The sequence below is a fragment of the Ignavibacteria bacterium genome, from assembly GCA_016707005.1.
Classification (GTDB): domain Bacteria; phylum Bacteroidota; class Ignavibacteria; order Kapaibacteriales; family Kapaibacteriaceae; genus UBA10438.
In genome coordinates, this window is record JADJIQ010000001.1 from 247,319 (window position 1) to 268,548 (window position 21,230).

At 50.5% G+C, this 21,230-nt stretch carries 21 protein-coding genes and 1 pseudogene; 5 read left to right on the top strand and 17 right to left on the bottom strand.

The genetic code is table 11. The features are described from left to right. Window positions 1-78: 78 nt before the first annotated feature. From pyrE to IPI29_01120, 3 genes are all read left to right on the top strand, one after another. On the top strand, window positions 79-603 hold the full coding sequence (gene pyrE / locus IPI29_01110) for an orotate phosphoribosyltransferase (GenBank protein ID MBK7411140.1): 525 nt from the start codon (window positions 79-81) through the stop codon (window positions 601-603). Next, window positions 600-1,370, top strand: a complete 771-nt coding sequence (gene xth / locus IPI29_01115; protein MBK7411141.1) for an exodeoxyribonuclease III — start codon at window positions 600-602, stop codon at window positions 1,368-1,370. Before pyrE ends, xth begins: the two co-directional genes overlap by 4 nt. A gap of 860 nt (window positions 1,371-2,230) precedes the next feature. Continuing rightward, window positions 2,231-4,588 (top strand): T9SS type A sorting domain-containing protein, encoded by a 2,358-nt coding sequence (locus tag IPI29_01120; protein MBK7411142.1) that lies wholly within the window; start codon window positions 2,231-2,233, stop codon window positions 4,586-4,588. Here the strand turns inward: IPI29_01120 and IPI29_01125 are convergent. Beyond that, a complete protein-coding gene (locus tag IPI29_01125; GenBank protein ID MBK7411143.1) occupies window positions 4,583-5,041 on the bottom strand; it encodes a hypothetical protein in 459 nt (152 codons plus the stop codon). The genes IPI29_01120 and IPI29_01125 overlap by 6 nt on opposite strands. A gap of 355 nt (window positions 5,042-5,396) precedes the next feature. Next, window positions 5,397-5,666 (bottom strand): hypothetical protein, encoded by a 270-nt coding sequence (locus IPI29_01130; protein MBK7411144.1) that lies wholly within the window; start codon window positions 5,664-5,666, stop codon window positions 5,397-5,399. 298 nt (window positions 5,667-5,964) lie between these two features. Between IPI29_01130 and IPI29_01135 the strand changes: the two genes are divergently transcribed. Beyond that, the gene (locus IPI29_01135; GenBank protein ID MBK7411145.1) at window positions 5,965-8,121 is read left to right on the top strand and encodes a hypothetical protein; all 2,157 of its coding nucleotides are present in this window, start codon (window positions 5,965-5,967) and stop codon (window positions 8,119-8,121) included. Window positions 8,122-8,220: 99 nt separating this feature from the next. On the opposite strand, the gene IPI29_01140 is transcribed toward IPI29_01135, so the two are convergent. The 4 genes from IPI29_01140 to murD form a co-directional block, all read right to left on the bottom strand. Beyond that, window positions 8,221-8,889 (bottom strand): hypothetical protein, encoded by a 669-nt coding sequence (locus IPI29_01140; GenBank protein MBK7411146.1) that lies wholly within the window; start codon window positions 8,887-8,889, stop codon window positions 8,221-8,223. Further along, window positions 8,886-9,725, bottom strand: coding sequence for an ABC transporter permease subunit (locus IPI29_01145; GenBank protein ID MBK7411147.1), 840 nt, complete (start codon window positions 9,723-9,725; stop codon window positions 8,886-8,888). Before IPI29_01145 ends, IPI29_01140 begins: the two co-directional genes overlap by 4 nt. Then, entirely contained in the window at window positions 9,722-10,639 is a 918-nt protein-coding gene (locus IPI29_01150; protein MBK7411148.1) for an ABC transporter ATP-binding protein, read from the bottom strand. The genes IPI29_01145 and IPI29_01150 overlap by 4 nt, the downstream gene beginning before the upstream one ends. Before the next feature lie 72 nt (window positions 10,640-10,711). Continuing rightward, on the bottom strand, window positions 10,712-12,040 hold the full coding sequence (gene murD / locus IPI29_01155; GenBank protein ID MBK7411149.1) for a UDP-N-acetylmuramoyl-L-alanine--D-glutamate ligase: 1,329 nt from the start codon (window positions 12,038-12,040) through the stop codon (window positions 10,712-10,714). Window positions 12,041-12,240: 200 nt separating this feature from the next. Here murD and IPI29_01160 point away from each other — a divergent pair, with 200 nt between their 5' ends. After that, the gene (locus IPI29_01160) at window positions 12,241-12,570 is read left to right on the top strand and encodes a four helix bundle protein (protein ID MBK7411150.1); all 330 of its coding nucleotides are present in this window, start codon (window positions 12,241-12,243) and stop codon (window positions 12,568-12,570) included. 34 nt (window positions 12,571-12,604) lie between these two features. Here IPI29_01160 and IPI29_01165 read toward each other — a convergent pair whose 3' ends face one another. The 11 genes and pseudogenes from IPI29_01165 to IPI29_01215 form a co-directional block, all read right to left on the bottom strand. Then, on the bottom strand, window positions 12,605-13,603 hold the full coding sequence (locus tag IPI29_01165) for a polyprenyl synthetase family protein (protein ID MBK7411151.1): 999 nt from the start codon (window positions 13,601-13,603) through the stop codon (window positions 12,605-12,607). Beyond that, window positions 13,600-14,628 carry a type 2 isopentenyl-diphosphate Delta-isomerase gene (locus IPI29_01170; GenBank protein MBK7411152.1) on the bottom strand — a complete coding sequence of 343 codons (1,029 nt, stop codon included), beginning with the start codon at window positions 14,626-14,628 and terminating at the stop codon, window positions 13,600-13,602. Before IPI29_01170 ends, IPI29_01165 begins: the two co-directional genes overlap by 4 nt. Before the next feature lie 87 nt (window positions 14,629-14,715). Beyond that, entirely contained in the window at window positions 14,716-15,306 is a 591-nt protein-coding gene (locus IPI29_01175) for a hypothetical protein (protein ID MBK7411153.1), read from the bottom strand. An 83-nt stretch (window positions 15,307-15,389) separates the two neighbouring features. Next, on the bottom strand, window positions 15,390-15,959 hold the full coding sequence (locus tag IPI29_01180; GenBank protein MBK7411154.1) for a DUF4256 domain-containing protein: 570 nt from the start codon (window positions 15,957-15,959) through the stop codon (window positions 15,390-15,392). An 11-nt stretch (window positions 15,960-15,970) separates the two neighbouring features. Continuing rightward, the gene (locus IPI29_01185) at window positions 15,971-16,396 is read right to left on the bottom strand and encodes a VOC family protein (protein ID MBK7411155.1); all 426 of its coding nucleotides are present in this window, start codon (window positions 16,394-16,396) and stop codon (window positions 15,971-15,973) included. Window positions 16,397-16,547: 151 nt separating this feature from the next. Continuing rightward, window positions 16,548-16,748 (bottom strand): annotated as a pseudogene (locus IPI29_01190) (YdeI/OmpD-associated family protein). A 30-nt stretch (window positions 16,749-16,778) separates the two neighbouring features. Continuing rightward, a complete protein-coding gene (locus tag IPI29_01195) occupies window positions 16,779-17,186 on the bottom strand; it encodes a hypothetical protein (protein MBK7411156.1) in 408 nt (135 codons plus the stop codon). A gap of 45 nt (window positions 17,187-17,231) precedes the next feature. Beyond that, window positions 17,232-18,005, bottom strand: coding sequence for a slipin family protein (locus IPI29_01200; GenBank protein ID MBK7411157.1), 774 nt, complete (start codon window positions 18,003-18,005; stop codon window positions 17,232-17,234). An 84-nt stretch (window positions 18,006-18,089) separates the two neighbouring features. Beyond that, window positions 18,090-18,461, bottom strand: coding sequence for a DUF2200 domain-containing protein (locus tag IPI29_01205; GenBank protein MBK7411158.1), 372 nt, complete (start codon window positions 18,459-18,461; stop codon window positions 18,090-18,092). 294 nt (window positions 18,462-18,755) lie between these two features. Beyond that, window positions 18,756-19,166, bottom strand: coding sequence for an NAD(+)--rifampin ADP-ribosyltransferase (gene arr, locus IPI29_01210; GenBank protein MBK7411159.1), 411 nt, complete (start codon window positions 19,164-19,166; stop codon window positions 18,756-18,758). A gap of 320 nt (window positions 19,167-19,486) precedes the next feature. After that, the gene (locus IPI29_01215) at window positions 19,487-20,917 is read right to left on the bottom strand and encodes a hypothetical protein (protein MBK7411160.1); all 1,431 of its coding nucleotides are present in this window, start codon (window positions 20,915-20,917) and stop codon (window positions 19,487-19,489) included. Window positions 20,918-21,230: the final 313 nt, after the last annotated feature.

Here is a 21,230-nt window from a genome sequence, read left to right on the forward strand (position 1 = left end):
CCTTACCAGCTCAGAACACTTTTCCACACGGCGGCGTTCGACCATATCGGACGCCGCTGTTGCGTTATGTTTGCGTCTATGACACGAGAAACCCTGACAACCGCCATCTACGACGTTGCCCATCTCACCGGAGAGTTTCTACTACGAAGTGGGATCACGAGCAACGAATATTTCGACAAGTATCAGTTTGAAAGCGATCCGAAGATCCTCGCTGCTATTGCGGAGAAGATGGCTGCGCTCATTCCGGAGGGGACGGAGATCCTTGCCGGATTGGAGATGGGAGGACTGGCCATCGTTACAGCGCTTTCGCTCCACACCGGAATCCCCGCTGTGTTTGTGCGGAAGAAGGCCAAGGACTACGGCACGTGTAAGCTTGCAGAAGGTCCGGACGTAGCGGGCAAGCGCGTGTTGATCGTAGAGGATGTGATCACGAGTGGCGGTCAGGTGATCATCAGTGGAAACGATCTCCGTCAACTCGGCGCCCTCACAGACCACGTCGTCTGCGTTATCGATCGTGAACAGGGAGGTCGAGAGAAACTTCGCGATGCCGGATTCGAACTCCTCGCTCTCTTTTCTATGACAGAACTCAAGGCCGGACGATGAAGATCATCAGTTGGAATGTAAATGGCATTCGGGCCGGTCACAAGAAGGGATTCTTGGATTGGGTGGCCGAGGCAAAGGCCGATGTGATCTGCGTTCAAGAGACCAAGGCCGACGTGGACAAGATCCCTGATGAGGTGAAGAACCTTGCCGGATACCACACCTTCTGGCATTCATGTTCCATCAAGAGCGGGTACTCCGGCGTTGGAGTGATGTCGAAGATCAAACCAGAGAACGTTACCGAGAAGATCGGCATCGAAGAGTTTGATGGAGAAGGACGCATTCTTGAGATAGATTACGGTTCGTTCCTGCTGTACAACATCTACTTCCCTAATGGATCATCTGGAAACAAACGTGTGCCCTTCAAGCTCCGCTTTTATGATGCAGTGATGGAGCGCTGGGCTCAACAACGAATGGAAGGTCGCCGTATAGTAGTCTGTGGCGACTACAATATTGCGCATAAGGAGATCGATCTTGCCAGACCGAAGGAGAACCAGAAGACTACAGGGTTCCTACCCGAAGAGCGAGCAATTCTCGACAGAATGGCATCACAGAACTGGCTCGACTCCTTTAGAGAGTACCACCCAGATGAGCCAGACTGTTACTCCTATTGGGACCAGATAACACGAGCCCGCGAGCGCAATGTAGGCTGGCGAATAGACTACCATTGGATTACCGAAGACCTTCGTCCAGCTCTCAAAAATGCATGGATCTCCAGCGACGTGATGGGCAGTGATCATTGTCCGGTAGGGATTGTGTTGAATCCGTAGCTTGGTGCGAAGATTTCTTGGAAGTGGTGTGCTAAAACATTAGGTTCATAGCACAACTTTCTTAAGAGGTAATGGCATGCATGGGATATCCTTCGCCGCTCGCCGCTTGCACTAAACTGGACTCGTATCCGGACATTGCTCGCCACGGTGGTAACTATTTTTGTCGGATTTTTACCAGGTTCAGTGTACGCCCAATCTGAATGGTGCTTTTGGCCAACACCGGATACCTGTCAGAGTCAGTGGGCTCAATTCAGTGGCCCGGCGTTTCTTGTCCAATTGCAGTCTAGTCCGCCATGCAGTGTCATGGTGAAGCCGTTCGGGAGGATACGTTGCAACCAAATTGAAATGGCGGATTGGCAATGGTACCTCGACCAAACTGTACCCCATGGATGTATGACGCGACAGCAAATCGTAGATCAGTTCGCATTGTTGTATAGGTTGTCTGTTGAAGCTTTTGCTCGCAAACAGTTCATCGCAAACAACCCATCAATGACTCCTGCATGCCCGACGACAGCATCGTACTTCGTAGCAAAGCCTGGTTCCTGCAGCAAACGTGCTATTGGTTGGACGTTGCCTGCAGGCGGCAGTTACGTGATTGAATACGACCCACTGTTTCCCTGGTCGTACTACGACTCACTAATGGCATCAATGAGTGGTAGCGGAATGTATGTTACAACACTACCTTGCAATGAGATATGTTGTCGCCGAGAACTCAAGTTCTGCTATATGCCCAATGGTGCTATCAATATGACAAGTAGTTGGTGGTCTCCTGTACCTGGAAACGTCTGCGACCCCACAAGAATTGCACCCTGGAACCCTACCCCTGCAAATTGTAACGTTCCGCACTGCGCGGATTGATGATGCGCAATCTCGTCTTTTGTGTTCTCTTGTTCGTTACCCTTGATGTACGTGCTCAACGAATGGTAACAGCAGAGCAAATCCGCGAGATCCCCTTTGGGAGCGTGTGGTCTGCGTGCGCATCAATTGACGAGAATGTGCTTTTCATAGCTTCTGATGAGGGAAGATATGTCCTGTATGATTTGAGACGGAGGGTGCTTACAGGACACCGAATTCCGCGGAATGTTGAGTTAACTGCCGTTGCCGTTGGCTCAGATGACGAATGGTATGTAGGCGATGCAGAGGGGGCTTTGTGGACTTCTGAAGATCGGGGTCTTACCTGGAATAGAACAGCTATTGATTCGTCGAAGATTGTGAAGGTTCTGCAATCAGATGGCTCTGTCGTAATTGTTTCCCGCAGCGGTGGTGTGTACACCATACACTCAGATGGAACCGTTCAATTACTCCGAACATTTCCCGGAGTAACGCTATTCGATGCAGATGAACGTGAAGGCCGTCTAGCAGTTGTGGGTTCGCGCGGTTTTCTCGCGACGGCTACAAGCGGAGGACTGGTATGGCAGGAACGTCAAACATCAGACTCGTTTGCCTATACAAGCGTACTTCGCGTATCAGGTGACACGCTTGTTGTTGGTGGTATGAAAGGCACTCTTTTGGTCTCTCATAACAACGGCGATTCTTGGGTGTACCGTACCGAGCTTGTTCGGTATTTAGGAGTCGATACAGGGCAGTACGATAGACAAGATCAAACGTACGACTTGGCAATGGACAAGGACGGTCGGATCGTAGTTGGACACTACTATACTTCGCTTAGCACAGGCAGCGGGCAAGGTCCGTGTCGATACGTGATGTCGATCGATCGTGGGAAATCTTGGGACGTAGGTAGGCTCGAAGAAGAATCAAGTGATGGTGCATTCTGGGATGGTGTGCCACTCGCAGTTACCCACACCCATAGGGACGGTACGGTCATCGTGCTGGGTAGTACCGCGGCGCTCGGAGCCGGGGCTGTTTATCGCCAACAATCAACAGACGAGCGGCCTAGGTTAGACACGATTGTTGTAACACTAGCCGAGCGAGATTCTTCGTTGCCATGGCCAACGTTAGCTATCGGTGAGCAACGGACTATGGCTGTATCAGGACCATCACTGTATTCGATGAATAGGGCTTCCGTTTATGGGGTATTGAGTTATGTGGACCTGCGGAAGAGCCAGGACACAGGCCGTACATGGGTGAACATAGGCCGTATGTCCAATTCGACAGTAGCTATCACTGCCACCGATGAGGCAGTCTATGCAGCGGAAAGTCCGTGCATCGTTCGACGCTCAACGGATGACGGTGCGTCGTGGACGTCGATGTTTGAATTGCAAGATCAACCAGAATACACCAGAGTGTTTAGGGTAGGGTCAACGCTTAGGGGTGCTGTCTTCCTTCACTATGGGTTTGCCTATTACGATACCGTCCGAGCACGGCATTCTGCAAACGCAATAGTGATACACAAAGGAGTTGGTAAGGATCTTCCTGTTCCAACGAGTCTCGACTCGGTCACCATAACCGAGGTATCTGCAGGACTGAGCAATGACCTCTGGTATGTTGTTACAGGATACCGCAGTGGAGACCCCATTAGAGTTTCCTTTGTGTGTTATTATGATCTGGATGAGAACACATCTCAGTCCTGGCTCATTCCAAGGAGTTCTGAAGCTGGTGAGACAGTGCCGCGCATTAGCCTCATACGTGGGGATCGGGTGCTACTATCACGAACTGTTGATACCATAGTTAACGACAGACCAACAACGGCCGGCAGGTTGCACTGGCTTCGAATGATTGATGGTTCAGTCGATGAGATCGCAGAGTTGCGAGTATTGCTTGATGGATGGTCCATGCAGACGCTTGACGTGATGGACTTCGGTCCCATACTCGCTTTCGCATTCACATCGAACATAGTAGAGTACAATCTCGTCTCCGGTCTTGTGACGCCCGTGAAGATTCGCGGAAGTAGCACTACCGGACTAGGTAGAAATTTCTACAGAGCGCCCGTTCGTATTGGCGAGCAATATCTGATATTCGGTGAAAACCAGAGAGTGATCTCCATTCGTGCAAGTGAATCAACAACGTCGGAGCAGACTGAGGTAGTAGGATCACTCCATGCCTTCAACCTATATCCCAATCCAGCTACAAGGTCTTCTATAGTTTCATTGACGACTTCACCTAGTGTAGTCTTGCAAGAGGTGCGAGATCTGTTTGGCAAACTTGTACTTACTACAACGAATTCATCGTTCCCAACGGCTGAACTATCAAGTGGAATATATATCGTCCGCATCGTGACTGATAGAGATGTTCGTATCGAAACACTAGTGGTGTTATGATGTCTCTTTGACCTTGTTGTTTTCAACTTTTGAAAGTGGGTCGGGGTTCTTCCAGTGATACCATAGCCCAGCGCCGGCGGCGAGGAACACCAAGTTCTTGATGATGTATTGTCCCACTAGGGTGAGACCGTAGGGGACGGCTGTATAGGCAACTGCCAAGCCCCCTACAATTGGGATGAACGTGCCGGCCATATGGATCACAAAAAGAACAAGCGTGATCTTCGTGAGCTTGGGCACGAGAAACATCAGGCCAAGGATAACCTCGCACACACCCAGCACCGTCACAATAGTTGACACAGACAACCATGACAGTGTGAGTTCCACCAGATCATGCGCAGGGCTCAGATCAACCAGCTTCAGCGCTCCGAACCACACGTAGACGATGGCAAAGGACCAGCGCAACCACGATTCAAGATTGCGCTCAATTGCGGAGTTGAACGAGGAGGTTTTCATGGCGCAAAATACGGGAAGAAATGACGAAGCGACGAAGTGACGGAATGACGTTCGGTCATATCGTCAACGTGTCTAGGTCCCTCGTCGCTCCGCTCCTCGGGATGACGCAACTCGCGGTGATCGTTCAAGTGAGAAACGGTAGCACCATCAGGGATGGTGCTACCGTTTCTTTTTACTGAAATTCCGATGCAGCCGCGTCATCCCGAGGAGCGTAGGGGCACGGCATGCCGTGCCCGAAGTGACGAGGGACCTCGGGTAATGGCAAATGACAAGTGACGAAAAGCACGAACCGGCACCCCTTCTCAGGATGAGAAGGGGAAGGGGGATGAGCCAAGAATATTCTGCCTCCTACCCTTCACAACGGCACGATCTCATCGGCCAGTGCCAGCAGTTCTGTAAGGTCCGGAAGAAGGGGCGAATCTGGATCTACCTGAATCACAACACCATTGAGATCTGCTGCTACCTGAGTATCAGAGTGACGAGCAATCTTGCGTACATCCATACCGACGCGTATGCATGCAGCAGCAGCACGCTGACGATCGATATCACCGGAGAGGAGTTCTTCCCTCAGGACTGTCAGAGCGTCCTTGTTGTATCGGTCTTGGATTGGGAAGTGATGCGTCATAGATAGTCCATGCATGAGAAATGCCTTTATAAAGTTCGTGAAAATTCTCGAAGCAACGCTCATATCGTCTAATGACGTCGACAGTAGTCTTCCCAACTCCGTTGGGACCGGCAATGATGATGATGAAGGGGGCACGCACAAATCATACGTGCGCTGGAACACCGAGAACGTGACGCGGGAGGAACGATATCTGGATTTACCATCCCCGTTTCGAATCTATGCGGTATTATTAGCACGGGAGAATGTACTCGCTGATAGTTGTACCGGGGACAATCCCTATTCGCCAAACGGAGATGTTATGTTCAAGCATGTACTGTTTCTTGCTTCGCTCCTACTCATTGTCGGCTCCCTTGGCACACGTGCGCAATCAGGCTGGGTTGTGCAGAGTCCTCTACCAACGCCCATTTCTCTCTCTGATGTACATTATGCTTCTGCCAATACGTACTTCGCAGTCGGGTGGGAAGGTGTTATCCTTAAGACAACAGACGACGGCACCACTTGGACTATTCAGTCGAGAGGCACCACACGCTGGCTCTCAAGTGTCTTCTTCGTAGACGCAGACATCGGCATTGCTGTTGGCGATAGTGGCACTATCCTCCGCACTACCGATGGGGGCGAAACGTGGACGCGCCAAGAAAGTGGAAAAACGTACACCCTAACCTCTGTGTCATTTGCCAACGCGAACGTTGGAATGGCTGTAGGCACTGATGGTACGATCATCCACACTTTCGATGGAGGTGCAACTTGGTCCCCTCTACCAATCTCCATATCCGGAACTCTGAACTCAGTACACTTCATAGATACAAACACGTGCACTGTTGTTGGAGAATATGGAAATATCTTACGAACCACCAATGGTGGGTCTACATGGTCATATAGGGGAACGGGAAGGAATGATTTATTCTTGGATGTTTACTTTTCAGATACGAATACTGGAATTGTGGCTGGACAAGATTCATTAGCTCGCGGTTTGGTTCTCCGAACAACAGATGGTGGAACGTCGTGGGAGAGGGAGTCAGGGGGGGACTTAGAAAGAGTGGGTGGTGAGCACGTGTCCTCCATTGCCTTCTCCGATGACACTGTAGGTTTGGCCATTTTTTGGGGCAATGTCATTCGAACGACTGACGGTGGTCAGACTTGGTCGTCTAGATTGCACGAAAAAGACGTCTATGCTCCCGAGATATATCTTAATGCGATAACGTACGGGGGTAGTCGAAACTGGATGGCAGTTGGGAGATCTGGGGCCATCATTCGCACAACTGATGGTGGAGGCACATGGATAAGGTGTTTTAAAGGTACAACGAGAACTTTGAACGATGTTTACTTTACGAGCACTAATGTTGGAAACATTGTCACCAGAACTTCTCATTTTATGCGTACTACAGATGGTGGCTCAACATGGACTTCCCTTTTGCCTGGAATTCCTGGTAGCGTCAGTCGAGTATCATTTGCAGATTCAACAAGAGGGATTGCCGTTGGTCCCGGAGGAATGATTCATCGCACAGTTGATGCAGGACGTACTTGGTCATATAGAGGGGTTACCCGAGACGATCTTGGCAACGTTGCCTTCCTTGGAGCGAGTACATGGACTGCTGTGGGTTCAAACGGGACGATACTGCGCTCAACTGACGACGGCGAAACATGGATGCGTCAACCGAGCGGTTCATCAAAACGCTTCTGGTGCATTGCTTTCAGCGATGTTCGTTCAGGAATCGTGATAGGAAGTACGATTCTACGTACCACGGATGGAGGAGAAACGTGGAAGGATCTGGATACTAGTGGAAAGGGATATTTCGAGGGTTGGGGTGTCATGGATGCTTCTTTTACCGATGCTAACACTGGGACAGTAGTAGGTTGGGAAGGACGTATTTATCGTACAACAAATGGTGGCATGTCATGGTCTAGGCAGTTTAGTGGCGCAACGGCGATATTGTACAGCGTACACTTTTCTGACATTAATACAGGAACCGCTGTTGGATCTTCAGGCACAATTCTGCGAACAACAGATGGCGGGTCTACGTGGAATCATCAATCATATCCTGCTTCGGGGGGGCAACTATATAGAGTCTTCTTTACCGACGCCAACACGGGCACCATCGTAGGTGCCGGAGGTATCATCCTTCGCACCACGACCGGTGGCGTTGTCACATCGGTCATCGAAGTTGATTCAACTTCAGTTTCGGATACTCCCGTACAACACACCCTCGAACAGAGTTACCCTAACCCTGCATCCGATATGGCAACGATCCGCTTCAGGATCCAGAGTCAAGGGGCTGTCGATTTAGATCTATTCGACGGTGCAAACAACAAAGTAGCAGTACTTGTTCATCAACAAATGCAGCCAGGTACTTACACCGTTACCTTTTCAACAACGTTGCTTTCGAGTGGAGCTTACAACTACCGATTGCAAACAGGTGACGTAGTCGAAACGAAGAGCATGATCATTCTACGATAGCAAACATCCACAAGTAAACGCTGCAAGTTCAAGAGAAAAGGATAGGATCGCTATTCGCGATTCGCTATTCGCTATTCACTATTCACTATTCGCTATTCGCTATTCGCTACTCGCTATTCTGAACTTCGAATACCATATCTCCACTACCGCTTTCTGCGATCCGCTCTTGGGTTTAGTATCGCGGGAGCTTTCGTTAAAATCGCCCGACATCGACTTCGGGATCTCAAACGATCCGATCTCCATCATGATCTTGGTATAACTCGGTAGGCCATATTCACGGGCCTTTGCATCATCATAGACAAGTTCGGCGGTGATGGTGCCGGCCTTCTTTGTGGTAGAGACCACCTTGCGTGCAATCATCATTGTGGTGTCGATCCAGAGTGTGGCAACAACAACGTCCGACTCTTCATCAGCCGGCAACACCTTGATCTTGCGCATCGTTATTCCTTGCCATTGCTCTGTACCCATATCGACAGCGGCAAAGTCCTTGCTGAGGAGTTTCAGCGCGCTCATATCAGCCCCTTGCTTAGGGATCATTGCAAATCCCGGAGCGTCGATCGTTGTCTTATCGGGTGCGACATGGGTGAGTGTTGCTGTTGAGACAGGCACCTTCATGAAGGGCACGTCAACCTTGATCGAGAGTTCTGCGGTGTAGCGCTTTACCCGCTGCATCTTGGCCTTGAGCTCGTTCAGAAGTTCTGTAGCTGTACGAGCTTGGACGAGGGAAGGGGCTAGCAACACCAATACGATGAGGAGGAAACGGGTCACGTAAGTATGTCCTTTCGACGCATGATGATCTGCGTTGCCGTATAACAGCCGATGATGTGCGTGAGCAAGACGCTGGCGGAGATGCTCACCTTGGTCCAGTTGACGGGATCGTCAAAGAGGAACTTCCACCCGTTCATGTGATTGGTGAAAAAGAGCGGACGCAGGTAGTCGAAGATCGGGATGTCGATGGCAGAGATGATGGTCATCACAATGATGATGGCCATGGTCGTCATGATGGGACCGATGGCGTTCTCCACAAGCGACGAGAACAAGAAGGCCACACTGGCAACGGTGGTCATGGCCAATGCTGCAAAGCCATAGGCCAGTGTGAAACGCCACCACAGATCGTTCTCTGCGATGATGGTGATCTGCGAACGGATCACAACTACCTCGCCGGTGCCGAGAAGAGCGATGCCAAGACCGAGAGACATCACGGCCATGAAGAGCACGAGGAGGTTTGTGTAGGTGAGTGTGGCAAGGAACTTTGCCGACACCATCGTAGAGCGCGAAAGAGGTCGAGTTAGCAGCAATCGATACGTCCCCGCTGTTGCTTCACCGGCAAGCACCTCACCGGCAACGAGAGTGATGAGAAACGGCACGTGCACATACAACGATCCGAAGATGATGTAGGACACCGTGTATCCGTTCATCAGGTTCCCGGTGAAATCAAACGTCTGCTTCAGGGCCTGCGTTGCAAATCCAAGGTATTGTCCACCTTCAATGCCCATAGCAGCAACAACCACGGGAATCAACACACCCAGGGCGATGAATCCGATGAACGTGCGCCATTTCGAGAAGACCTTACTCATCTCAACGCGATAGGCAGTGCCGATCATGATACCTCCTGCGTGAGCGAGATGAAATATTCTTCGAGGGAGCGAACAGGGGAGACAGCCGAGAGAGGTATACGTGCGTCGGCAAGGTGTGCCACCAGACCCGAGATCTCTTCACGTTCCATCATCATGATGATAGCACCATCCGTTGATGATTGGATGTGAGAGGAAAGGGGCGTAGCACGGATCATTTCGAGTGCGCGTTGTACTTCCGACGTTTCGATCGTGACCTTGAGACGTCCGGCATTTAACAGGTCTTGCACAGCCCCTTCTACAACTGCCTTCCCACGGTTGATGATCACCATGCGTGTGGCAGTGAGTTCTACTTCCGGCAAGATGTGCGAGGAGAGGAAGACCGTTTTTTTGTGATCGGCGGCCAGTTCGAGGATCAGGTCGCGGATGTCCACCATGCCTTGTGGGTCAAGTCCGGTTGTTGGCTCATCGAGGACGATGAGGTCAGGCGAATGCAGAAGTGCTTGAGCGATCCCCAGACGCTGCTTCATTCCGTGTGAGAACGTTTTCACCTTGCTCGATGCTCTGCTTGCTAGGCCAACGATGCCAAGGATACGATCGATGGAACGTGTGGAGACATCAGCACCGCTGAGTCTGCCGAGGAGCTCAAGGTTGCGTCGAGCAGTGAGGTAGTTGTAGAAGTCCGGACGTTCTACGATGGCCCCGATCCGACGGAGGATCTCGCTCCGATGTGTTGTGAGATCGAGTCCGAACACCCGTATCGAGCCCGACGTAGGACGGATCAGCGAAAGCATCATCCGTATGGTGGTGCTCTTTCCGGCTCCATTGGGTCCAAGGAAGCCGTAGACGTCTCCCTGGGCAACGGAAAGGCTGAGTCCGTTCACCGCATGGAAGTCGCCATAGTGTTTATGGAGATCGTGGATCTCGATCAGGGGAGTGGGCATGGAGCGTGATAACGCATGATGACCCTAAAAAGTGCCACATGACACCCGGCATCTATGACACCCGGCACCAAGTCAGAGCGCGTTCGCTGCGGCCTTGAAAGCCCTGCCCCGTTCCTCGAAGTTTGCAAACATGTCGAAGGACTTGCAGGCAGGAGAGAAGAGTACAACATCTTCCGACCGTGCAAGGTCTGCGGCGGCGTGGACGGCTTCTTCCATGGATGCTACCTTCACACATCGCTTGGTGGTGCACCAATGATTGAAGATCGCATCAGCATCTTCACCCATACAGACAATGGCCTTCACATTCTCGGCTACGAGGTCGTCGAGGGCGGCGTAGTCGTTGTTGTCACCCCTTCCTCCGGCGATCCACACGATCGGATGATCGTAGCTGGACAGCGCAAACCACGCGGCATTCACGTTGGTTGCTTTGGAGTCGTTGATGTATCGTACGCCGCGGTGGACGCGGACGTGTTCGAGTCGGTGCTCTACGCCGTTGAACGACGCCAGCGAATCCCGAATGTTCTCATTACGCACCTCAAAGGCACGCGCTGCTAGTGCTGCCGCCATGGAGTTCGCCGCATTGTGCGCTCCAGGCAGCCCAAGACGTCGCAAGGGCATGAGGATCTCCTCGTTATGCTGCTGATCCCGAAGTATGATTTCGTCCCCCCGGACGAATGCTCCGTCAACCTCTTTGAGGAGACTGAAGAAGCGTACCATACCCCGAGCTACCGACGCTGCGTTTGCTGCGTGTGCATCGTCGGCATTCAAAACTACAACGTCATTTGCCCGTTGGTGCTCAGCAATTTTCCACTTCGCATGCACGTACTGTTGAAAGCTCCCATGATACGAGAGATGATCAGGTGTGATGTTCAGGAGCATACTCACGTGCGGACTGAACGTTCTCGTGGTATCGAGCTGATAGGAGCTGCACTCAGCAACGATGATCATGGCCGGATCGATCGTCCCTACAAGACTGCTGAGCGGCGTTCCGATATTCCCCGCTGCGACGGCCGGCCTGCCCCCTTCATTCAAAACATGCGCCGTTAATGCCGTTGTTGTTGTCTTCCCATTCGTACCCGTGATCGCTACGATGGGGTTGGTAAGAAACCTACTTGCGTACTCGAGCTCACCAATAACCTCAATGCCCAAACGCTCGGCATCAACACGAACAGGGTTGGTAGGGGGCACACCCGGAGACACAACAATAAGGTCGGCCTTGGTTGCCAGATCTGTATGTCCACCGAACTCCGATGCAATGTTTCGCGACGCCAAAAACTCCACCGCATCACCCGCTTTTTCAAGGGGCTTTGCATCAGACACAAACACTGTCTCACCGTTTCGCACCGCAAGTTCTGCTGCCGCCAAACCGCTCTTGGCGGCACCGAGGATTGTAATTCTCATGTGCGAAGTTACGGGGTTGCAAGGTTACAAGGTTACAAGGTTACAAGGTTACAAGGTTACGGGGTTACGGGGTTACGGGGTTACAAGGTTACGGGGTTACGTCACGTTATTGTTGATGAGATGCACATAGAAATATGGAAAAAGAACTCGACCTTGATTTCGGGAGTGAGGCAAATGGCCAACTTCAACATCACTCTGTAATGATGGCTAGACTCATACGATCTACGTGCCATGCGTTGCGAGATTCCCATTGGATAGATCGCAGTGCCTTGACGCAACTGTATCGTGCAGGTACCTCTGTAGGTGCCAATGTGCGTGAAGCCAAGTACGCTGAATCACGCCGCGACTTTATACACAAGCTTAAGATCGCAGAGAAAGAGTTGGCAGAAACTCTGTATTGGGTTGGACTCTTATCATCTCATCCAGGAATAATCAATGCAGTTGATAGGAAAGAACTACTGGAAGAGATTAGAATCGTTAGATCTCTACTTCGATCAATTGTACGATCGTCGAAAACCGTAACCCCGTAACCCCGTAACCCCGTAACCCCGTAACCCCGTAACCTCAAACACTCCGCGCCATCAACATCTTCGCCAGCACTTCCAGCAGGTCTCTTGCCGGACTCTCCGGAACATGGTGCAGGTGCTCGAAGGCGTCGTTGGTGAACTTCTCAACAAGGGCGGTGGCGTCTTGGGTAACACCATAGGCGTCCATCATGGAGATCACATCAGTGACGTGTTCTCGACCAAGACCGTTGTCTGCAAAGAAGGTGGCGATGAGGGCGGTGTGTTCCGGACGTGCATCGAGGTCTTCACGTACACGACGGGCGCATTCGAGCATGAGCCATGTGCGCTTGCCTTCTACGATATCTCCGCCGGGTGATTTGCCAAAGGCTTCGCTGCCGGTGATGTCGAGAATGTCGTCCTGCATCTGGAATGCGATGCCGATCAAGCGTGCGAAGTTGCGCAAGGCTTGGACTCGACCGTTTGTTGCTCCGCCAACGTTGGCTCCAATAGCTACTGACATCTCGAGTAGGCGAGCGGTCTTCTTCTCGATCATCGTGAAGTATTCTTCGGGCGTAACGTCATCCCGGTCCATAAAGGCCAGATCGAGGGCCTGACCATCACATACTTCGATGAGCCCGGTAGAGAAAGCGTCGATCACATCAAGTGGACGTGGCGCATGATGAGCACTGCGCATGAGTAGGCGCATGGCCATGCCCATCATCACATCACCGGCAAGGATGGCAGCACTCTGATTCCATCGTACGTGGACGGTGTCTCGTCCCCTCCGTTTATCCGAGCTGTCCATGATATCGTCATGCACCAACGTAAAGTTGTGCAATAGCTCTACAGCAACGGCAGCAGGCAATGCAGCCGCACGTTCACCACCAACACTCTCACACGCAAGCAGGGTAAGGATCGGCCTGATACGCTTACCGCCCCCTTCAAAGAGATACCGTACGGGATCATACAACCACGCTGGTTCAGTGAACTCGTTCAAGGCGCTGTGCAGAGCCCCTTCTACATCACTGAGGTAGGGGGCGAGTTGGGCTGTGGTCATTGAAGGCGGTGGAGGATGGTTGGACGGTGCAGATCGTTCAGGTGTTGACACCCCGTGAGAAACATCCATTGTCGTAGTTGAAGTTCCCAAAGTCGGACCAGAGCAACAACACCCTTTGTTCCGTCTGCCGCAAATGCCTCAAGTATGGGGCGAGCACTTCCCACGAGCCGGGCGCCGAGGGCAACGGCCTTGGCCACCTCTGTGCCGTTGGAAATGCCTCCGGAGGCGATGATCGTGGGGACGATGCCGACACATTGCGTAATGCATTCGGCGGTGGGGATGCCAACGTCCCAGAGGTGGTCTACGGTCTCGGCGTCGCTACGACGGAGGATCTCCACGCCAGCCCACGACGTTCCGCCGGCGCCGGCTACGTCGATCATGGTCACACCCACATCGGCAAGCCTGCGCGCAACGTCGCCAGAAATACCAGCGCCAACTTCCTTTACAACGATCGCTATCTGTTCTGAGCGAACCAGGGTGGCAATGGCATCGAGAACGCCGCGAAACCGTGGCTCGCCCTCGGGCTGCAAGAGCTCCTGAAGCGGGTTGAGGTGTACGGCAAGGGCCGAGGCACCGGTCATGGCTACGGCTCGCTCTACATAGGAATGCAGAGATCCTTCGCGGTGCCACACAGCGGCCTGGGCGGCGCCGATGTTGGCGATGATCGGTACGCGATTCGAAACATCTCGCACAACGGCAAAGGTTGATTCCAATTCCCGGTGTTCCAATGCGGCGCGCATAGAACCCACGCCCATCGCTATCCCGCATGTCTCGCACGCTTCGGCCAACCCCTTGTTGATCCTCTCTGCGTCGGGATAGCCCCCTGTCATCCCCGTCACAAGCAAGGGGCTTTGCAGTGCCATCCCGCAGAACTCCGTCTGGGTTTCCACATCCGCAAGATCGATCTCCGGCAGGGCATTGTAGACGAATTCATATCGGTCAAAACCGTTGGACTTCTCGCGGAAGGTGGCTTTGCCGGAGAGGGCGAGGTTGACGTGTTCTTCTTTTCGCGACTGGATGGACATGGGGCAAGTTACTAGTTACTGGTTACTAGTTAGCTGTTGCCTTCGTATGACTGTCCCCATCACCAGAGAGGCTTCTCAGATAGCTCTTTAGTCATTTTTTACAATGATCGATGGCAGTGTAGTCGCAATCATGGCGTTCAGGTGTGTTGCGCGAACTTCCGTGAGAGTGTCCAGAAAGTGCAAAACATTATCCCCATAGCTGCGAAGGGAGTATGCATATACGAGAATTCCGGTTTTTCCAGATCCGATGGCAACTCTCTTGAATCTGTTTACGTTGAACTCAACAAGTGTAATCTGATCATCCTTGCTTACGCTCATTATACAGTCAACGATGAATTCATCTCCCGTTGGGCTTTCTGTGACTTCAAACTGGCAAATCTTATCTGTCAACTGCCTGTTCTTGAACTGCTGGACCTTCTGTCGTACAGCGTCTTCGATCTTGATATCAAGGATGAAGAGGTGAATTGCCATCATCTGGTTGAAAGATTCGAGCTCTTCGCCAGTGGGCAAGTATTCCTGTACATAATACGTGTCACGTGGTTTCTGAGACCAAGCCAAACTGAATTGTGTACCATTGAATGAAATGGGTCCACTTACACCGATTCTGTCCGGAGCATCGATTGTCTCCGAACCGATGACGAAGAAAAGTGAAGTTAGAATGGCCAACGAAAGCATCATGGCAAACATCTGATAATGTGTACGAAATAGGGCGGCTAGTGGCGACCATCAACTTTGCAAGATAATTCCGTTATGCGTTGAATCTAGACTCTTAGTGCGCCACGGAAGCCACGGCTGCCATAGTAGGACTGCGCACCATTGTGATAGACAAATACGGTGCCGTAGCGGAAGTCGCCAAAGATGGCGCCGCCGAGGTCGCGTATGGGCGGGGGAGTGAGCAGCCAGCTGGATGTCTTAGCATCGAACCGACCAAGCTTCTGAAGATCTCGGTATTGAGCTTCGGTGAGGAGTTCAACACCCATTGACGTGGCCATATCTATGGCCGTGTTTTCGGGGTGATGTTCTTTGCGCGACTCAAGCCCCTTCCGATCATAACATAGACTGCGACGTCCGCTCGGACTCTCCGCAGAACAGTCAACCACGATATACTCACCTGTGCCTTTGTCATAGCCTACAACATCTGGCTCTCCCCCTGTGATCTCCATTTCATTGAGTGACCACAGCTTTTCTGGGCTGGCCTTAATGCGGGCAAGCACATCGGTCCAGACAAGTCCCTTATGTCGCTTCATGTTATTTACAAAGCGAGATTCAAGAATTGCAAGTAGTTCTTCGCGTTGCGATGAGGAGATTTTCTTTGCGCTGTTCTGAGCCATGATCGTGCCTACTATTTAGTTGTTTCTGTTCCAAGCTGCGTTCCCAACTTCTCGTATTCAACGTCATTCGGTTCCCACAGCTCAATCTTGTTTCCTTCAATGTCCATGATGTGGACAAACTTGCCGTAATCGTATGATTCAACGGTATCGACTATCGTAACGCCTTCTTTCTTTAGCTCCTCAACAAGTCCAATCAAATTCTCAACGCGGTAGTTTATCATAAACTCCTTTGTTGATGGTTCGAAGTACTTGGTCTTTTCACCAAACGGACTCCATTGCGAAAACCCCTTTTTCGAAGAGTCGGTTGCGTGACGCCATTCAAACACGGATCCGTATTGATTGGTGTTCAGGCCAAGGTGTGTATGATACCACTCCCTCACTTTCTTCGGGTCTTTGCACTTAAAAAAGATTCCGCCTATGCTTGTTACTCGCTTCATAGTGGTGTTGTCAACAACAACAGCATCTGCCATCATTTCACTAAACGCAAAGCCGCAACAGAACGAGGTTAGTAATGCTACGGTGAGAAAGACGTTCTTTTTCATGATCTGTCCTTAAGGTGTTCGTAGAAGTCGCTAAGTAATGAAAAGCTCAATCGACGCGCTTCGTTCTTCTTCCGTACAGATCCACTCGCTGTTGTTTGGCGCTAGTTTCTATGGTCTTCTCCAGCCGCGATACTCTCGTCTTCTCTTGTTTTGCGCTCATGATCCAGTGCGTCATTACTTTCTTGTAGGAGGGGGCTTGTTCGACAAAGAACTCCCATGCTGCTTTGTTGCGCTTGAATTGTTTTTTAAGAACATTGCGAAGTGAAGAAGATAGGGGTCACTTTGCCCTCATCTTATTGCCCTTGGCATCATGCGTCACCTCTGCCAGGCCCAGGTGTTCCATAAGGGGCGGGATGTACATGCCAAAACGACCACGGAGCCCCTTCTTCAATCCATACCATCCCTTCACCGGATTGTTCTCTGATCGACCCCATGCTTCAACGGTCCCTTCCTTAGCTGGCTTCTGCTCATCCGCACTACCAAGGTCCATCCAATCACCATGTTTCTTGAGCATAGCGTGCAGATCCTCTAAGCAATGGATATCATAGAGCAATACAGTCTTGCCTACAGTACAAACAAGCACATCCTTGCCGTCCTTAACATCCACGTGCATGGTGTACTCGCTCGTCAAAGGCGGAGTCTTAAGCTGCAAAGGGGCTTCTTTGGTACCAATGTTGTGTGACATCATCAGATCCGACGAGTGTGAAAGAATCTGGCATGTGATCTTCGACTATTGACCAGCGTTTTGCTTGTTCATGGTGACCATTTCTGTAAAACTCTTTGCGGCGTTTGTAAAGTCGGACGGCATAAGAATGACAGTTGTGGTGTTGTTATCAATACCGATCTCGGAAAGCATCTGCATACGTCGAAGCTCTAGTGCAATTGGACTGCCTTCCATTTCCTTTGCACCTTGGGTCAATTTGATCGAAGCCTCCAATTCGGCCTCAGCTTTTACGATCCGTGCACGTTTTTCTCGAATAGCTTCAGCCTCTCTTGCCATCGCACGCTGCATCGCTTCAGGGATCTCAACGTCCTTCATTTCGACCATTTCGATCTTGATTCCCCAGGGCTCGGTTGTTGAATCAACGATCTTTTGCAGAGTACCATTGATCTGTTCTCGTTCACGCAGTACTTCGTCAAGCGTGTGTTGGCCGATGATGTTCCGCAGAGCAGTGACCGAAAACTGATACACGGCTTTGTTGTAGTCGGCGATTTTGATGATGGCGTCTTCAGCATTCGTAATCTTAAACCACAACACTGCGTTGACCTTGATCGTTACGCTGTCCTTGGTGATCGTTTCTTGTTGTTCAAGATCCACCGTCTTTGTTCGAATATCAACACACTGCTGTCTGTCGATAAATGGAATGAGCCAATAAAGCCCCGGACCTTTGATCGAGCGGAATCGTCCGAGTCGGAAAACGACGGCACGTTGGTATTCTTGAGCAATACGTAGTCCAGAAATGAGAATCAAAAGGATGATTCCGAGAATCGGTAGCAGTTGCATGGTAGTGAGAATGATAATGAATCTCGTCCCTGTCCCACTCCAAACCTACCAACAAATCGTTTGTATAGACCAACTGGTAAAACCTTAAAGCTTTGGGTTGCGGAGTATCTTCTCCATGGGGCGACCCTTCGCCAATTCATCTACAAGCTTATCCAGATACCGGACTTGCCTTGTGAGTGGATCGTCAATGTCCTCGATTCGATAGCCACATATCACCCCTGTGATCAGTGCAGCGTTTGGATGCAACCTTGCTCTTTGAAAGAACGTGTCAAAAGTTGCTTTGTCATCGATGAGTGCTTGCAGTTGCTCGAGGTCAAATCCCGTGAGCCACTGGATCACCTGATGCAATTCATCTTTTGTTCTGCCCTTTCTTTCAACTTTCGCAACGTAATGCGGATAGACGGAGGCAAAGGTCAATTTCGCAACTCGGGCAATATGCTCTGGTGTGACTTCCATATTATTTCATTCTCTCTAGTTGACCTTTTCTCTTCACAATGTTCTTGTTATGGAAGCATCTCTAAATTTCTTCCAATGAATGTTTACGTCTACTTCCTCATTGCGGCTCTCGGCTTGCTGTACCCAACGATAGGATGCCATCCAGAAACCAGTGACCTCTATCTGCTGTTGAGTGATAGACACGAACCTACGCTGTCGTGTTGGAACTACAATGTTAGTGCGTAACCCCGTAACCATTTAACCCCGTAACCATGTAACCCCGTAACCCCGTAACCTCTGGATCAGCATACCTCCTTACTCCTCAATCGCTTCAACCCCGAGCTCTCTTAAGCGATCCAGGTTATCCTTCATCGTTGTGAGTAGTTCATGAGTATGTCCCTGCCATTCTGATATCTCGCCAACTACGCGAAGCGGATCCTTCGTTCGATATGAGCGTGTTGGATTGCCCGGAAACTTCTTGTCGGTGAGGTTGGGATCATCTTCAATAGAACCGGTTGGTTCCACGACGTAGATCCTGCCAGCCCCTTCCCCTTGAGCGAGTTCAGCACCCCATACAGCAGCATCGAGCGTAGCCGTGAGATAAACGTAAAGTGCTTGTCTTCGACTACCGTAGTTCGAACGAAACCCCGGCTCTATGAGGTCGCCGACGTTCAGTTCGGCCTTGGTGCCGTGATAGTATTCAATTCCATCAGACGTACTGTCCATGACCGTGCCACTCATAGCTGCTGCTCACTCCTGTCGTTCATACTTTCTTCGAATATAGAGCCCATGAATGAAACCGAATATGATATGCACGACAATGATGAGCAATGTAAGAGTCAGGCGTCCCAATCCGTATTCATCGTGACCGGTGATCTCTTGAGAGAAAAAGTGCAACATCGACATGTAGCAAGCAAAGATCACTCCATGTGCAGCAACAGTCCTCCAGAAGAATGGGCGGTCAACAAGCATGAGATAGGTAGCGACAGCGAGAAAAGGCGGTGTTAGACAAAGGATGAGTATCAGGTGTGATATTTGTATTCAATTTACTTGCGGAGTGCGTTCAAGTAGTTCGCAATCTTCATTATCAACATCCGATTGTCAAAAACCTCCTTGCCTATGAAGCCGTCTGGGATGCACGAGTTGATGAAACGCGAGAACTCGATGCTGTAGTTTGTGAATACTAGCCCCTTATATTCAATCTTCCATGGAAGATTCCAAGGATATCCATGAGAGTAGCTGTGGCGAGTTGCAAAAAGTGTGTCGCCATTGTTGTTGACAAGCTTTACGGTCATAGTATAGCTCGAAGTGCTAGCGAAACGCTCGCGACTACTAAGTACTTGTGTGAGGATAGAGTCTGGCAGTGAATCTAGGATATTCGGGACGGAATAGTAGAAACTCTTGTCAAAACTAGTTTCGGCAAATTCATTGTATTTCTTGTTGTTCCTAACTATCTCGTCGACCATCGTGAGGTAGTTAGATCTGTCCCGAGACGTAATACGAAAGTTTCTTATAGAGGGAATGGTCGCCGGACTAGAATTGATGTCATCGAGAGCACGGTGTAGTGAGTCGACTCGAATACTGTTTCTGAAACGGAAGAACTTCGAATTTGTCTTCCGGCGAATGGAAGCATTAGTCGATTGAAGTGTTCCATCTTTGGTACGGTTATACACAACGATGTCATCGTCGTGATTGAAACAACCACTACTAACCGACGAAATTGAAAGTGATGCCATTTGAGAACCGATAAAATCACTGAGTGAGAGTGTTGGAACGTACACAGTTGCTGTACGGTCGTAAATAGAGTAAAGGTAGTTGGTATTGTATCCATCCCAAAGTATCGCAACACTGTCTGAGATCTGCTTGCAACCACTTACATAGAAGCCAAGAACATTGTCTCTATACCAACCCGAGCTGTCATCTTCGGCCATATAGATCTGATCTCCAGAGACGCCCCATTTCGTTTTACCAGAACGCATGACGAATGTAGGTTCTGGTATGGCAAGGTCTAACGTGTATGGTCGTGTGCGAATAAACCTGCTCTCGCTGACCTTGTACACTTCGTTGTTTAAGCACAATGCAAACAAACTGTTGTTAACAGCTTTTAAGTCGAATGGATGACAGGAAAGTGCTTCCCTACGTAGGTTGTGAAACGCTATAGGACTGGTAAATGCGAGAACAGTTAGGTCCGCCTTTACAGCGAAGAGCTTCTGTGTATTGGCATCAATTGCAAAATCATAAATGTCATAGTGAAAGGGCGCCCATGAGATAGGATGACGAGGTGTGATAAACACACGTCCAGCCTGCTTCACGATGATGAACTCATTCCAGAGTGCGATTTTTGAAATGCGGATATCAGTACCCTGAACCTCTCGATTGACCAGAATCAGATTTTGGTCTAGTGGAGTTGGCAGGTGGGTGACCGAACTCCAGTTGTCAGTTGTTGCGACAATCTCATTGTTGTCAGAACTTGCCACTCCGATGCCCGACGATCGCATGCTGATGCCATACGTCCTATCGGAGGATGAATAGGGTAGCTGTTTAGTTGTCCAACTGCGACCGTAGTCCTTCGTATAGAAAACTTGCTTTGACAACCCACCCATCCAGGCATGACCTTGATCGCTCGTACAAATGGTGTATATCCACGAATTACCACCGTAATCCATCAAGTTCCATGTTTTACCGGCATCTGTCGTTCGGTAGTACCCATTTTTCCGAGGGTTATAGCCCGTGTCCACGGCTGAGATGTATCCCGATAATATTGCGGTGTCTTTGTCGAAGAACGAGATC